Source organism: Streptomyces lydicus (assembly GCF_001729485.1).
Taxonomy (GTDB): domain Bacteria; phylum Actinomycetota; class Actinomycetes; order Streptomycetales; family Streptomycetaceae; genus Streptomyces; species Streptomyces lydicus_D.
In genome coordinates, this window is record NZ_CP017157.1 from 7,072,354 (window position 1) to 7,086,133 (window position 13,780).

The window sequence follows — 13,780 nt, forward strand, 5'->3', positions numbered from 1 at the left end:
CACCCATGGCTCTCGATGACCTCAAGTCCGCGGTTCCGGACTACGCCAAGGACCTGAAGCTGAACCTCGGTTCGGTGATCGGCAACAGCGACCTGCCCGCTCAGCAGCTGTGGGGCACGGTGCTCGCCTGCGCGATCGCCTCGCGCTCGCCGAAGGTGCTGCGCGAGCTGGAGCCCGAGGCGAAGGCGAACCTCTCGGCCGAGGCGTACACCGCTGCCAAGTCCGCGGCCGCCATCATGGCGATGAACAACGTCTTCTACCGGACCCGGCACCTGCTGTCGGACCCGGAGTACGGCAACCTGCGCGCCGGGCTGCGGATGAACGTCATCGGCAACCCGGGCGTCGACAAGGTCGACTTCGAGCTGTGGTCGCTGGCCGTCTCGGCCATCAACGGCTGCGGCATGTGCCTGGACTCGCACGAGCAGGTGCTGCGCAAGGCCGGCGTGGAGCGCGAGACGATCCAGGAGGCCGTCAAGATCGCGTCCGTCCTGCAGGCCGTCGGCGCCACGCTGGACGCCGAGGCCGCGCTCGCCGAGTAATCCGGCACCCGCGCGGCGCCTCGCGCCACGTACGGACGAAACCCCCGCAGACCGTGTGTCTGCGGGGGTTTCGTGTGCGTGGGTTTCTCGTGTGCGGGGCCGGCTCATCCGCGGCCGGGGAGGTGCCCGTTACCCGGGCGGCTCCTGGGACGTGCGTGCCGACGGGGGCAGGGTCGGGGCCACCCCGATCGCGGTGGCCCCGCGGGGCGCCACCGACATCCGCAGCGCCTGCTCCCTGGAGTACGAGCGCAGATAGCCGACGGCGGTGTTGAGGACCGCCACCAGCGGGACCGCGACGACGGCTCCGCCGATGCCGGCGATCAGACCGCCCGCGGCGACGGAGAGGATCACCGCCAGCGGGTGCACGCGGACCGCCCGGCCCAGGATGAACGGCTGCAGGACGTGGCCCTCGATCTGCTGCACCGCCAGCACCACCGCCAGCACCATCAGCGCCGTGAACACGCCCTGGGTCACCAGCGCGACCACGCACGCCAGCGCGCCCGAGACCACCGCGCCGACCAGCGGGATGAAGGCGAACAGGAAGATGAAGACCGCGAGCGGGACGGCCAGCGGCACATTGAGGAAGTACAGCCCGATGCCGATGAAGATGGCGTCGATGAGCGCCACGATGACCGTGCCGCGCACATAGGCGGTCAGCGTCCGCCAGGCCCGCGGCCCGGCGCCCCCCACCCCCTCGCGGGCCGCGGCCGGGACGAGCTTGAGCAGCCACTCCCAGATCCGCCGCCCGTCGTAGAGCAGGAAGAGGGTGGTGAACATCGCCAGCAGGATGCCGGTGAACACCTCCAGGACGACGGTGACGCCCTCCAGACCGGCCGAGGTGATCGCCTCGGTGTTGGCGCCGATCGCGTCCTGCAGGTTCTTGGCGATGCTGTTGATCTGACTCTCGGTCACATGGAACGGACTCTTCAGCAGCCAGCCCTTGAGCTCGCTGATGCCCTCCTGGATGCGGCTGGAGACCGAGTCGATGTTGTCCTGCACCTGCCATACGACGAACCAGCCGACCAGGCCCATGACCACGAAGCCGCCGATGAAGGTCAGCGTGGTGGCCGGGCCGCGCGGCAGCCCGCGCCGGCGCAGCCAGCCCACCGTCGGCTGCAGCAGCGCGGTGATCAGCATCGCCGCGATGAAGGACAGCACGACCAGCTGGATCGTGGTGATGACCCGCGCCAGCACCCACAGCGTGGCGGCCAGCACCAGCAGCCGCCAGCCCGCCTCGGCGGCGACCCGCATGCCCCACGGCACCGCGTCGACCGGATCGGGAGTGGCCGCGACGGCCGGTGCGTAGGAGGGCGGCGCGGGGACGGACTCCGGCGTGCGCACGGCATCGGACGACGACGCGTGCCCGTCACCGGCATCCGGCACCCCGGCCGGACCCGTCGCCGTGTGCGTCGCGGTTTCCGTCTCCGGGGTCCGCTGCGGCGCACGGGGCTCGGCAACCGTGCCCACCACACCGTGGACGACGGCCCCCTCGGGCCGTTTCGCGCCGCCGGCCGGGTGCCCGTCAGCGCGCTCGGCACGCCTCAGCCCCTCCGGGTCGCCGGCCGCCCCCGAGGAGTCCGAGCTCCCCGGGGAGACCCCTTCCGCGGCCTCCGCGCGGCGGCGCTGTTCCTCCAGCCGCTGCGAGAGACGCGTCAGACCGGCGCCGAGGCCACCGACCCACTGAGGCAATCTGGACATGTCCCTTTCCTCTTCCCCTCCCACGCACCACACCTGATGGCACGACGTTACCTGTGCCGGACGCGCGAAACCCCCGACGCGGGTGCGTTCGGGGGTTTCGGAGGTGCGGTGGTGCGGCCGGCCGGCCTAGTACCAGCTGTTGGCCTGCCAGAACGACCAGGCGCCGCAGGGGCTGCCGTAACGGTCGTTCATGTAGTTGAGACCCCACTTGATCTGGGTCGCCGGGTTGGTCTGCCAGTCGGAACCGGCCGAGGACATCTTGGAGCCGGGCAGCGCCTGGACGAGCCCGTAGGCGCCCGAGGAGGCGTTGGTGGCCCGGTAGTTCCAGCCGGACTCGTGGTCCACGATGTTGCTGAAGCACTGGAACTGGTCGCCGGCCATCATCTGGCGGGCGATCGCCTGGGTCTCGGCGACGGAGTACGAGCTCTTGCCGAGGAGGTCGCCCAGGTCTGCGCGCGAGGAGGAGCGGGTTGCGGCCTGCTCCTTCTTCTTGCGCGCGTCGGCGTCCTTCTTGGCCTTGGCCTCGTCCGCGGCGTCCTTCTTGCTCTGCGCGGTCTCCGCTGCTGCCTTGCGGGCGGCTTCCTGTGCGGACTTGAGGGCTGCCGCATCCGCCTGGGTGGACTGGTCGTCCGCCTGCTGCGTCAGGGAAGCCGTCTGCACCTGGGCCTGTGCGCCCGCGGGGATGTCTGCGATCGTCGCATCGGCGGCGGTGGCCTCGGCGCTGACCGAAGCGGGCTGCCCTGCGGCGACGCCGACCACGGCGCCGACGGTGGTGACCGCGGTGGCGGATGCCACGGCGAATCCCCGGACCGAGATCCGGCTCACACGTTTTCCTTCCAGCATCGCCCGCTTAGGTGACCTCGCGGACGCAATCGTGCCCCTGGCGCGGACCTCCCCTTGTTCCGGGCCCTGTTGAGCGGGCGGGACCGGCTGGTCACGGGAGGCACTGGCCCGGTACGTCCCCCTCGGGGTCCGCGTGGTGCTCGGGCGGCATACGGCGATTCGCTATGAAGTTCAGTTGTTGTCCCCACCGCTGGGGGTGTGGTGCTGCCGTATGCGGGGCCTGACAGGACCCAGACTCTGCCCGAACGGCACGCCGGGAAGCAATTCCCTGCTGGGTGTGAAAGCTCACACCTCGTTTACGCCCAACTATTTTCGGATACTCGCACGCAGCGGAACGCCGCCCGGCTAAGCTCCTTCGCTTCGCCGGACGGCGCGTCCTACAGCAGGTCAGATCCGGACAACCGGTCAGATCCGGCCGTCCTCCAGCATTTCGGTCACCAGTGCCGCAATGGGTGAACGCTCCGAGCGGTTCAGGGTGACGTGCGCGAACAGCGGATGCCCCTTCAGCTTCTCGACGACCGCGACCACCCCGTCGTACCGCCCGACCCGGAGGTTGTCGCGCTGGGCGACGTCGTGGGTCAGGACGACCCGGGAGTTGGCCCCGATACGGGACAGAACCGTCAAAAGGACGTTCCGTTCCAGGGACTGGGCCTCGTCCACGATGACGAACGCGTCGTGCAGCGACCGCCCGCGGATGTGCGTCAGCGGCAGCACCTCCAGCATGCCGCGGCCGACCACCTCCTCGATGACGTCCTTGGTGGTCACCGCGGACAGCGTGTCGAAGACGGCCTGCGCCCAGGGGCTCATCTTCTCGGCCTCGCTGCCCGGCAGATAGCCCAGCTCCTGCCCACCGACGGCGTACAGCGGCCGGAACACCATCACCTTGCGGTGCTGCCGGCGTTCGAGTACGGCCTCCAGGCCCGCGCACAGCGCCAGCGCCGACTTGCCCGTACCGGCCCGCCCGCCCATCGAGACGATGCCGACGTCCGGGTCGAGCAGCAGGTCCAGCGCGATCCGCTGTTCGGCGCTGCGGCCGTGGATCCCGAACGCCTCCCGGTCGCCCCGCACCAGCCGGACCGCGCCCTCGGCGGTGACCCGGCCGAGCGCCTTGCCGCGCTCGGACTGGAGGACGAGTCCGGTGTGCACCGGGAGTTCGGCGGCTCCCGGCAGGTGCACCGTTTCGGCCGCGAACAGGTCGTCCACCTGGTCGGAGGGGACCGTCAGCTCGGCCATCCCGGTCCAGCCCGAGTCGGTGATCGCCAGCTCGGCGCGGTACTCCTCGGCCAGCAGCCCGACCGAGGACGCCTTGATGCGCATCGGCAGGTCCTTGGAGACGACCGTGACGTCGTACCCCTCGGCCTGGAGGTTGCGCGCCACGGCGAGGATCCGCGAGTCGTTGTCGCCGAGCCGGTGGCCGTTGAGGAAGGCCGCGGGCAGGATGCCGGGGTCGGAGTGGTTCAGTTCGACCCGGAGCGTCCCGCCCAGCTCTCCGATGGGGATGGGCGCGTCCAGCCGCCCGAACTGCACCCGGTACTCGTCCAGCAGGCGCAGCGCCTGGCGGGCGAAGTAGCCGAGCTCGGGATGGTGCCGCTTGGCCTCCAACTCCGTGACCACCACGACCGGCAGCACGACCTCGTGCTCGTCGAAGCGGGCCATGGCGCCTGGATCCGCCAGCAGGACGCTGGTGTCGAGGACATAAGTGCGCCGGTCGTTGGCACGGCGCTGCTTGCTGTTCACCACGGGTGGACGAACCCCCTCGGATGAGGTTGGGGTGCGACGGCGTCGCGGGGCGGTGTGCTCCCCCGGGGCGAGGCCCCGGGGACCCCCGGCCATCTACTGACCGGACCGGGCTCGGGCCACAGTGCGCGGGCCGAGCGCCGGCCCCTCGCGTCGCCCGTGCGGTGCGCACGGATCTCCGTGATGTGCAAAGGGCCTCCCGGGCGGACGGCCCGATGCCGTCCGCTGAGATGCGGCGCCCGATGGCTTGTTCCGGACGCCGACCTGGAAGGGATATTCCCTCGAACCCCCGTCGCCATGCCACGGCACATGACGCACGGTCGATGAACCTTTGGTAACGCGTGATCGCCGGGCGGCGCGCTCCGGGCCGGCCGGGCCCCGGGGCGAGGAGGCGTCAAAAAGCCCCCGGTCACGGGGGCGTGGGGCCGGCCGGCCCCCCGGCCGCCGTATGCGCCGGGGGGGGCGGCCGCGCACCGCGGCGGGCCGGTGCGGGGCCTACAGCGCCTAGAAGCCGTAGCGGCGGTGCCGGGCCGCGTAGTCGCGCAGCGCGCGGAGGAAGTCGACCTTTCGGAAGGCCGGCCAGAAAACCTCGCAGAAGTAGTACTCCGAATGAGCGCTCTGCCACAGCATGAAGCCGGAGAGCCGCTGCTCACCGCTGGTGCGGATGACCAGGTCCGGGTCCGGCTGGCCGCGGGTGTAGAGGTGCTCCGAGATGAGGTCGATGTCGACGATCTCGGCCAGTTCCTCGAAGGACGTGCCGCGCTCGGCGTGGTCCAGCAGCAGCGAGCGCACCGCGTCGGCGATCTCCTGCCGGCCGCCGTAGCCCACGGCCACGTTCACCAGGACGCCGCGGTTGTCGAGGGTGGCCTGCTCGGAATCCTTGAGCACCCGCTGGGTGGCTTCCGGGAGCAGGTCACGGTTGCCGACGTGGTGCACCCGCCAGCGGCCGTCGGCGGCCAGGTCCCGCACGGTGTTCTCGATGATGCCCAGCAGCGGCTTCAGCTCGCCCTCGGGCCGGTCGAGGTTGTCCGTCGACAGCAGCCAGAGCGTGACGACCTCGACATCCGTCTCCTCGCACCAGCCCAGCAACTCGCTGATCTTGGCCGCACCCGCCTGGTGGCCCTGCTCGGTCGTCCGCCCGTCGGCCCGCGCCCAGCGCCGGTTGCCGTCCAGGATGACGCCGATGTGCTTGGGCACCTGGGTGTGATCCAGGCGACCCTCCACCCGCCGCGCGTACAGCCGGTAAACGAGATTGCGCAGTGCAGGCGGATACGGGATGCGCATCCCGGAAGATCGCAGCATGTATGGTCCAGCCCCTCCGTGCCAATGGCGGTCGCCCCGTCGCCTCAAGTGGGCAACTTTACTTCTCGGCCGTCGCGACAGCCCAATCAGGTAGGTCACAAGTACGTGATAGGGAGATGAGCATGACTGGCACCGACTACCGCGCCGCGGATTCCCGCTACGACTCGATGAAGTACCGGCGAACGGGTCGCAGCGGACTCAAACTCCCCGCTATCTCCCTTGGACTGTGGCACAACTTCGGGGACGACCGCACCCTGAGCTCCCAGCGAGCCATCCTGCGCCGCGCCTTCGACCTGGGCGTCACCCACTTCGATCTGGCCAACAACTACGGCCCGCCGCCCGGCTCCGCCGAGCTGAACTTCGGAAAGATCTTCGCGCAGGACTTCCGGGGCTACCGCGACGAGATCATTCTCTCCACGAAGGCCGGATATCTGATGCACCCCGGTCCCTACGGCGAATGGGGTTCGCGGAAATATCTCCTCTCGTCGTTGGATGCGTCACTGAAGCGGATGGGCGTCGATTACGTCGATATCTTCTACTCGCACCGCTTCGACCCGGACACCCCGCTCGAGGAGACGATGGGTGCCCTGGCCTCCGCCGTCCAGCAGGGCAAGGCCCTCTACGTCGGCGTCTCGTCCTACAACGCCGAGCAGACCCGCCAGGCGGCCGGCATCCTGCGCGGCATGGGCGTACCGGCCCTGATCCACCAGCCCTCGTACTCGATGATCAACCGCTGGACCGAGGACGACGAGCTGCTGGACACCCTGGAGGACGAGGGGATGGGCTGCATCTCGTTCGCCCCGCTGGCCCAGGGCATGCTCACGGACAAGTACCTCAACGGCATCCCCGAGGGCTCCCGCGCCGCCCAGGGCAAGTCGCTGGACCCGAAGCTGCTGTCCGACGAGGTGGTCCGCCGGCTGCGCGGGCTGAACGAGATCGCCGCCCGCCGCAAGCAGTCCCTGGCGCAGCTCGCGCTCTGCTGGGTGCTGCGCGACGAGCGCATGACCTCCGCCCTCATCGGCGCCAGCAGCGTCGCCCAGCTGGAGGCCAACATCGCCGCGCTGGACGCGCCCGCGCTCACGGATGCGGAACTGGCCGAGATCGACGAGTTCGCGCGGACCACGGACGGCGTGAACATCTGGGCCCGGCGGTGACGACGGCTGCCGCCCCGGTGGCCCGGCCGCTGCCGTAGGGGAGCGCCGGGGCCGCCCCCGGAGAATCCCGGGGCGCCGCCGGGAGAACCCCGGGTCGGCCCCGGGCAAGAAAAAGCGGGCCGGTCCGTGGGGGGGATACGGACCGGCCCGAGGGGGGGTTTCCACCATAACCCCGCGGAAGGCGTGGTGCGCGCACCGGCGCGCTGTGGCGTGGCTCGGGCGGCCCGGAGCGTACGGGGTCGCCCGGAACGGTCCCGCGCGCCACCGGCTCAGGGCGCCGCGGCGGCCCCCAGGAGCAGACCGCCGAATGCCCCGCCGATCATGAAGGGACCCAGTGGCATGGGGGTTTCCCGGCCCCCGCGCCGGGCGAGCACCAGTCCCGCGCCGTAGAGCGCGCCGAGCAGCACCCCCGCCGCTCCCCCGGTGACCAGCGTGCGCCAGCCGTACCACCCAAGGGCGACCCCCAGACCGGCGGCCAGCTTGACGTCGCCCAGTCCGAGCCCCGACCGGTTGATCACGTACAGCAGCAGGTAGAAGCCGGCGAGGAGCAGACCGGCCAGCAGGGCCCGGCGCCAGGCCGCGGTCTCGCCGGTGAGCAGCGCGACGAGCCCCAGCACCCCCGCCCCGGTCGCCGCGAGCGGCAGCGTCAGTACGTCCGGGAGCCGCCGGACCCGCCAGTCGACGGTCACCATCAGCAGTGCGAGCGGCGCCATCACCAGCCAGGCGACGAGTTCCGGCCGCGGGCCGGTGGCCGCCGCGAGGGAGGCGCAGACCAGCGCCGTCGCGGTCGCCGCCGGCAGCGCGGCGGGCCCGTAGACCCCGCAGTCCGGACAGCGCCCCGGGCCGAGCCAGCCGCGTGCCGCGCCGGTGAGCGGATGCCCGCCGGGGCACCGGGCGCGCCACTCCTCCTCCGGCTCGACGGCCATCCGGTAGGCGGGCCGCGGCAGGAGCAGCCCGACGGCGGCCCCGTAGGCGGCGGCGAGAACCATCAGCGTCAGTGGCACCCGTCGACCCTAGAGCGTGCCGGCGGGCCGGGGTGGGCGGACCGGGAAGGGGCCGGAACTGATAGAACGCCGGCATGGCGCGGTGGGAGAACGGTCCGGGGATGTTGCACGGTGCGGACTGCGCCGTTCCGGTGGAGATCGCGGCGTCCTACCGCGCCCGTACCCGCGGGCTGCTGGGCCGCGACGGCATCGCGGGGGCGCTGCTGCTGACCCCGGCGAGCGGGGTGCACACCTTCCGGATGCGGTTCGCGATCGATGTGGCCTATCTGGGGCGGGACTTCACCGTGCTGGGCGTACGGACGATGCCGCCGGGTCGGCTGGGGCTCCCCCGGCTCCGCGCCCGGCACGTCCTGGAGGCGGAGGCCGGCGCGATGGCGCGGTGGGGCCTGCGCCGCGGGCTGCGGCTGCGTCTCGAAGCGGCCGGGCAGGACGGCGCGCCCCCGCCCCCGGACGCACCCCCTCAGGGCTGACGCCCCGTCGCCCGGCCGGTCACTCCTGCCAGTCGGCGACCAGGCCCAGCAGGCCGGGGAACCGCGCCTCCAGGTCAGCGACCCGGACGTGGCTGCGCCGCTCCAGGCCGTACTGGCGCTGCCGGATCAGGCCGGCCTCGCGCAGCGCCCGGAAGTGGTGGGTGAGCGAGGACTTGGGGCGGTCGAGGCCGAACCAGCCGCAGGTGTGGTCGAACGCCTCGGACTCCAGCAGGAGCGTGCGCACGATGCGCATCCGGAGCGGGTCGCTCAGCGCGCCCATGACGACTTCCAGCCGCAGCGCGTCGCGGTCGGGCTCCGCCAACGGTTCGGGCGCGCCGGGCGGCACGGGCCGCTGCAGCGCGGCCGGGTCGAGCCGCAACGGGCGCCCGCCGCCCGCCTTTTCGGAGCCGCCCGAGTGTGCGGTTCCGCTCACCCGCTCGGCCTCGCCCGCCTTCCCGGTGGCGCCTGCCTTCCCGGTTCCCTTCGCCGCGGTGGACGACATCCGCTGCTCCTCCCTCTCGGCCACGCGATCCGCTGTACGACTTGCATCGTACTACCATTGCCTGTACGAATCTTCTCGTACCGCTTGTACGAAGTAACTCGTACAGACCGGAGGAGGGGACCCGATGACCGAAACCCGTACGCCACCCGTGCCCGCACCCCGCACGGCACCCGTGACCCGGCCCGCGCCGGCGGCAGTCGCGGCGCCGGTGCCGCCCGTCCGCGAGATCTGGTTCGCCGCCTGGCCGGTGGTCGCGCTCTTCGTCCTGTCGAATGCGGCGATGCCGCTGTACGGGGTCTGGCAGCGGCAACTCGGCTTCGGTTCGGGCACGTTGACGCTCGTCTACGCCGCGTACGTGGTCGGACTGCTCGGCTCGCTGCTGGTGGCGGGCGTCGCCTCGGACCGCCTCGGCCGCAAGCCGGTCCTGGTGCCGGCGCTGCTGCTGGGCATCGTCGCCTGCCTCGTCTACGCCACCGCACCCTCGGTGGCCGCGCTGGCCGTGGCCCGCCTGCTGACCGGGATCGCCACCGGCGCCGCGGTGTCGGCCGGGATGGCCGCCGTCACCGATCTCGCCGCCGGACGGGCCCTCGGTCCGCTGCTGGCCTCCACGGCGATGGTGCTGGGCGCCGGGCTCGGCCCCGTACTGGCCGGGGTGCTCTCGGAGACCGCGCCCGCCCCGACCGTCACCGTCTTCGGCGTCGAAGCGGTCCTGCTGGCAACGGCGTTGGCGGTGGTGGCGCGGATGCCGCTGCCCCGCAGCCGACCGGGGCGCGGCGCCGCCGCGGCCGCCGGCTCCTCCGGTTCCTGGGTGCGACTGCCGGCCGTCCCCCGGGCCAACCGCCGCCATCTCGCGCTGGGGCTGGCCGGGTTCGCCCCGGGCATCAGCGCCACCGCGTTCGTCCTCTCGCTGGGGCCGTCCCTGCTGACCGGGCTGCTCGGTACGTCGAACCGCGCGCTGGCGGGCGGCATGGCGCTGGCGATGTTCCTGTCCGCGACCGGGGTGCAGTTCGCGCTGCGCCGGCCGGCGGTCCGCACCGTCCTGCTCGTCTCCGGCGCGGCCACCGTCTCCGCCACCCTGGCCCTGGTCACCGCGATCCACACCGGGGCCCTGGCGCCGCTGCTCGCCTCGGTGGTCCTGGCCGGCGCGGGGCAGGGCGCCGGGCAGCTGGGCGGGCTGACGCTGCTGAGCCGCGAGGTCCCGGCGCACCGCCGCGCGGAGGCCAACGCGGCCCTGAACGCGGGCGGTTACCTCCTCGCCGGCGTCCTCCCCGTCGCCGACGGCTACCTCAGCGACGCCCTCGGTCTCCCGACGGCCGCCACCCTCTTCGGCCTCGCCGTCGCCGCCCTCGCGGCGGCGGGGGCGGCGCTGGTGGCCCTGCGGGGCGGGGACGCGCGGTAGCCGAACGGCGCCCCGGGCGCGGCCGCGTGCGCCGCGGCGGTCAGAAGGCGGCGAGGGCCGCGTCCGCGACCGCCTCCAGGGCGGCGCGGTCGACGCCGGCGCGCGCGGAGACCCGGAGTCCGCCGATGGTGGCGATGACGAGGTGGGCGAGGGTGCCGGCGTCCCGGTCACGGGTGAGGTCGCCGGCACGCCGGCCGGACTCGATCACCGTGCGGAGCGCTTCCAGCCGTACGCCGTAGTCCCGCTCCAACGAGGCGGCGACGGCGGGGTCGTGGGCCGCCACCTCGATGCAGGAGTTGACGACCAGGCAGCCCCGGCCGTCCGCGTCCTCCGCGCACTCCTCGTCGATCACCCGCTGGAGCAGCGCGCGGATCTTCTGGCGGGCGGGCAGCTCGCCCGCCAGGAGCGCGGCGAGTTCGCCGTTCCTGCGCTCCATGTAGCGGGCCAGGGACCGTTCGAAGAGGTCGTGCTTGCTCTTGAACGTGTTGTAGATGCTGCTGCGGCCCAGGCCCGTGGCGTCGCACAGGTCCTGGGTGGACGTCGCCTCGTAGCCGGCGGCCCAGAACGCCTCCATCGCGGCGTCCACCGCCCGCGCCTCGTCGAACTTCCTGGGCCGTGCCATGGCGGCACGCTACCATTTTTTGGATCGATCGGTCCAATACCGAGCCGCTGCCGGTTCACGACCCGGCGCGCGGGAAGCTGACCTCGACCCGGCGGTTTTTCTTGCGACCTTCCTCGGTGCTGTTGTCGGCGATCGGGTACTGCTCGCCGTAGCCGCGGATCTGGAAGCTCACCGAGGAACCGAGGTCCTTGGCCAGCTCCTGCTGCACGGCGTTGGCGCGCTTCCTGGACAGCACCAGACCGTGGCTCGCCGACCCGAGGTTGTCGGTGAAGCCGAACACCCGCAGGCTGGTGGCGTTCTGCTTCTTGATCTCGGCGGCGATGGTCCCGATGCGGGAGAGCGCGTCCGGGGTCAGCTCGGCGCTGTCCTTGCCGAAGAGCACCTCCGCCTGGAGCGAGAACGTCACGTTGTCGTTGGTGTCCTGCCGCCGCTCGGAGCCGTCGTCGGTCTCCACGATCGACTTGATGTTGAGCACCTTGGACGGGGCGAGCTTGGCGCCCTGGACCATCCGCAGGTCGGGGTCGTTGGCGTCGATCCTGACCGGGGGGCTGGAGTCCTCGGTCATCCCCGGCGGGTCGGCGTGCGCGGCCGGGACCGACAGGGCGGCGGTCAGCAGCAGCGCGACGGCGCCGGCGACGGCGCTGCGGGTCGCTCGGGGCGCGCGAGGGGCACGGGGCGTCTGGGTCGCGGTCATCGGCTGCCCGCTCAGTCCGTGATCTGCACGCTGGCCGGCGGCATGGTCGGCAGCTGGAAGTCGACCTCGGTCACCTTGGCCGGCGGCGCCGGGAACTGGGCGAAGATCGGGCGGCTGGCGCCCGGCATCAGACCGCTCAGGCCGGTCGTGCACAGGCATTCGCCGTTGGTGTCGCGCAGCACCAGATAGCGCTTCTTGCCCGCCTTGTCGACGAGGGTGGCCCCGGAGATGGAGGAACGGGAGCGCAGCTCGGTCTCGTTGGAACGCCAGTCGATGGCGTTGAAGGCGCGGGTGCCGTGGTTGGCGACCGTACCGCTGACGGTGACGAAGCCTCCGGAGTCCCGGACGACAGAGTTCAGGGTGACCACGATGCCGTCGGCCCCCTTCATCTCGCCGATCACCTTGCTGGAGTCGGCCGCCGGGGTGCCGGGGCCGCCGTCCTTGGGGGTGGCGCTGCGGGACGGCGGGTGCTTGCCGTCCGCCTGCCCGCCGCCGTCACCGCCGCCACCGCAGCCGGCCACGACGAGAGCCAGGCCGACAGCGCTCGCCATGGCGACCGCTCCCCTGGCGGCCTTCGTGGTGCGCCGAATGCTCATGGATGCGATTCCTTCGATCGTCGTGTGCCCGGTGCGGGTCGGTGTGGTGGTCGGTGCGCGGTCAGTGGGCCAGCCGTACGGAGAACAGGTCGGAGGCGTCGGGCAGGTCCTGGAGGTGGGCGGGGTCGAGCGTCCACTCCTTGCCGTCGCAGCGGAGCGTGACGGGGGCGGAACCGGGGCCGTCCTTGCCGTCCTTGCCGCCGTCGCCCCCCTTGCTCCCCTTGCCCCCCTTCTCGTCCGTTCCGCCGCCGTCGCCCTTCCCGCCGTCGTCCCCGGTGGCGGGTGCCACCGTGCAGCGGGGACCGACGACGGCCTTCGCCTCCGCCTGGCCGTGCGCGCTGCTGGTCGCGGGAATGACCGAACGGCCCACCGCCTTGCGGGTGGTGACCGTGACGTCGAAGGACGTCGGCCAGGAGTCCGGTGTGCAGGCGTCGACCCGGGCGTCGTTGCGCCCGGCGAACCAGCTCGCGTTCTCGCAGGCCGCCGGGGACAGCGCGCCGCGCCCGTTCAGCAGGTCCTCCCAGGCGGCCCGGTCGCTCTCGTAACTCCCGTCGCGGAGCCCGTCCAGCAGGTCCTGGGTCAGCAGGTCGCGGTACTTCTGGCCGGCGGCGAGCGCGGCCGCGTCGGCGGCGGTCTGCGCGCCGTTGCGGGTGGCCGCCGCCTGCCCGACGGCGAAGAAGGCGAGCGCGAGAAAGAGCAGGCCCCCGACCGCCACGATGTAGAGCGGGAAAGCCTGCCCGGCGTCGCGCCCGCTGCGGCGCGTGCGTGTGGCCGTCACGGCGGTGGCGGCGCTACGGCCTAGATTCCGACGACGTCGGAGATCTTGTTGGCGATGGCATTGGCGATCTGACTGCCGAAGTCCGTGGTCGACAGGACCAGAACGATCGCCACGACCACCGCGATGATGCCGAGGTACTCGATCGAGGTCTGTCCCCGGTCGTTCCCCAAAACCCGCTTCGCCATCGTCTTCCCCTCCATGGGCGGCCGTACCGCTCCGGTCCGGCTGGTCTGCCCCCGTGGTGCCGGCGCGGTCGACCGCGCTCATGACACGAGAAAAGTACGCCGGAACGGTGGTCCTGGAACAGGGCTTCCGTACCCAATCCTCTTTCGGGGACACCGGCGGATCGCACAACGGCGCGTTTCGGCCACTCAGCCGCACCCTGTCCACCCCCGCTCCCCCTCCGGGACACCGTCCCGTTCCGTCGCCCCTGCGGACCCAC

The 13,780-nt window shown here is 72.2% G+C and carries 15 protein-coding genes; 4 read left to right on the top strand and 11 right to left on the bottom strand.

Going from position 1 to position 13,780, the window contains the following annotated elements; all coding sequences use genetic code 11:
* Positions 1-5: 5 nt before the first annotated feature.
* Positions 6-539 carry an alkyl hydroperoxide reductase gene (locus SL103_RS30630; RefSeq protein WP_069572209.1) on the top strand — a complete coding sequence of 178 codons (534 nt, stop codon included), beginning with the start codon at positions 6-8 and terminating at the stop codon, positions 537-539.
* A gap of 129 nt (positions 540-668) precedes the next feature.
* Here SL103_RS30630 and SL103_RS30635 read toward each other — a convergent pair whose 3' ends face one another.
* From SL103_RS30635 to SL103_RS30650, 4 genes are all read right to left on the bottom strand, one after another.
* Positions 669-2,237 (bottom strand): AI-2E family transporter, encoded by a 1,569-nt coding sequence (locus SL103_RS30635; protein ID WP_069572210.1) that lies wholly within the window; start codon positions 2,235-2,237, stop codon positions 669-671.
* Positions 2,238-2,363: 126 nt separating this feature from the next.
* A complete protein-coding gene (locus SL103_RS30640; RefSeq protein ID WP_033266180.1) occupies positions 2,364-3,062 on the bottom strand; it encodes a transglycosylase SLT domain-containing protein in 699 nt (232 codons plus the stop codon).
* A 423-nt stretch (positions 3,063-3,485) separates the two neighbouring features.
* The gene (locus SL103_RS30645; protein WP_069572211.1) at positions 3,486-4,820 is read right to left on the bottom strand and encodes a PhoH family protein; all 1,335 of its coding nucleotides are present in this window, start codon (positions 4,818-4,820) and stop codon (positions 3,486-3,488) included.
* Positions 4,821-5,321: 501 nt separating this feature from the next.
* Positions 5,322-6,101, bottom strand: a complete 780-nt coding sequence (locus SL103_RS30650; RefSeq protein WP_069572212.1) for an isoprenyl transferase — start codon at positions 6,099-6,101, stop codon at positions 5,322-5,324.
* A gap of 140 nt (positions 6,102-6,241) precedes the next feature.
* Between SL103_RS30650 and mgrA the strand changes: the two genes are divergently transcribed.
* Positions 6,242-7,273 carry an L-glyceraldehyde 3-phosphate reductase gene (gene mgrA, locus SL103_RS30655; RefSeq protein ID WP_069572213.1) on the top strand — a complete coding sequence of 344 codons (1,032 nt, stop codon included), beginning with the start codon at positions 6,242-6,244 and terminating at the stop codon, positions 7,271-7,273.
* A 269-nt stretch (positions 7,274-7,542) separates the two neighbouring features.
* On the opposite strand, the gene SL103_RS30660 is transcribed toward mgrA, so the two are convergent.
* Positions 7,543-8,277 carry a prepilin peptidase gene (locus tag SL103_RS30660; RefSeq protein WP_099055473.1) on the bottom strand — a complete coding sequence of 245 codons (735 nt, stop codon included), beginning with the start codon at positions 8,275-8,277 and terminating at the stop codon, positions 7,543-7,545.
* A 74-nt stretch (positions 8,278-8,351) separates the two neighbouring features.
* Here SL103_RS30660 and SL103_RS30665 point away from each other — a divergent pair, with 74 nt between their 5' ends.
* Entirely contained in the window at positions 8,352-8,747 is a 396-nt protein-coding gene (locus SL103_RS30665; RefSeq protein WP_069572215.1) for a DUF192 domain-containing protein, read from the top strand.
* Positions 8,748-8,766: 19 nt separating this feature from the next.
* Here the strand turns inward: SL103_RS30665 and SL103_RS30670 are convergent, their stop codons facing one another.
* Positions 8,767-9,126, bottom strand: coding sequence for an ArsR/SmtB family transcription factor (locus SL103_RS30670; protein ID WP_069574254.1), 360 nt, complete (start codon positions 9,124-9,126; stop codon positions 8,767-8,769).
* A 271-nt stretch (positions 9,127-9,397) separates the two neighbouring features.
* Here SL103_RS30670 and SL103_RS30675 point away from each other — a divergent pair, with 271 nt between their 5' ends.
* The gene (locus tag SL103_RS30675; RefSeq protein ID WP_432215411.1) at positions 9,398-10,648 is read left to right on the top strand and encodes an MFS transporter; all 1,251 of its coding nucleotides are present in this window, start codon (positions 9,398-9,400) and stop codon (positions 10,646-10,648) included.
* Between the two features lie 40 nt (positions 10,649-10,688).
* On the opposite strand, the gene SL103_RS30680 is transcribed toward SL103_RS30675, so the two are convergent.
* From SL103_RS30680 to SL103_RS38120, 5 genes are all read right to left on the bottom strand, one after another.
* A complete protein-coding gene (locus SL103_RS30680) occupies positions 10,689-11,270 on the bottom strand; it encodes a TetR/AcrR family transcriptional regulator (protein WP_069572216.1) in 582 nt (193 codons plus the stop codon).
* Between the two features lie 55 nt (positions 11,271-11,325).
* Positions 11,326-11,964: an OmpA family protein gene (locus SL103_RS30685; RefSeq protein WP_069572217.1), complete on the bottom strand. Its 639-nt coding sequence runs from the start codon at positions 11,962-11,964 to the stop codon at positions 11,326-11,328.
* An 11-nt stretch (positions 11,965-11,975) separates the two neighbouring features.
* Positions 11,976-12,560 carry a hypothetical protein gene (locus SL103_RS30690; protein WP_069572218.1) on the bottom strand — a complete coding sequence of 195 codons (585 nt, stop codon included), beginning with the start codon at positions 12,558-12,560 and terminating at the stop codon, positions 11,976-11,978.
* Between the two features lie 61 nt (positions 12,561-12,621).
* The gene (locus SL103_RS30695) at positions 12,622-13,338 is read right to left on the bottom strand and encodes a pilus assembly protein TadG-related protein (RefSeq protein ID WP_069572219.1); all 717 of its coding nucleotides are present in this window, start codon (positions 13,336-13,338) and stop codon (positions 12,622-12,624) included.
* Positions 13,339-13,358: 20 nt separating this feature from the next.
* Entirely contained in the window at positions 13,359-13,523 is a 165-nt protein-coding gene (locus SL103_RS38120) for a membrane protein (RefSeq protein ID WP_033266190.1), read from the bottom strand.
* Positions 13,524-13,780: the final 257 nt, after the last annotated feature.

Excerpts from the sequence above, each read along its gene's own strand:
- SL103_RS30630 (WP_069572209.1), top strand. The coding sequence starts at position 6 with ATGGCTCTCGATGACCTCAAGTCCGCGGTTCCGGACTACGCCAAGGAC.
- SL103_RS30635 (WP_069572210.1), bottom strand. The coding sequence starts at position 2,237 with ATGTCCAGATTGCCTCAGTGGGTCGGTGGCCTCGGCGCCGGTCTGACG.
- SL103_RS30650 (WP_069572212.1), bottom strand. The coding sequence starts at position 6,101 with ATGCGCATCCCGTATCCGCCTGCACTGCGCAATCTCGTTTACCGGCTG.
- mgrA (WP_069572213.1), top strand. The coding sequence starts at position 6,242 with ATGACTGGCACCGACTACCGCGCCGCGGATTCCCGCTACGACTCGATG.
- SL103_RS30665 (WP_069572215.1), top strand. The coding sequence starts at position 8,352 with ATGGCGCGGTGGGAGAACGGTCCGGGGATGTTGCACGGTGCGGACTGC.
- SL103_RS30680 (WP_069572216.1), bottom strand. The coding sequence starts at position 11,270 with ATGGCACGGCCCAGGAAGTTCGACGAGGCGCGGGCGGTGGACGCCGCG.
- SL103_RS30685 (WP_069572217.1), bottom strand. The coding sequence starts at position 11,964 with ATGACCGCGACCCAGACGCCCCGTGCCCCTCGCGCGCCCCGAGCGACC.
- SL103_RS30690 (WP_069572218.1), bottom strand. The coding sequence starts at position 12,560 with ATGAGCATTCGGCGCACCACGAAGGCCGCCAGGGGAGCGGTCGCCATG.
- SL103_RS38120 (WP_033266190.1), bottom strand. The coding sequence starts at position 13,523 with ATGGCGAAGCGGGTTTTGGGGAACGACCGGGGACAGACCTCGATCGAG.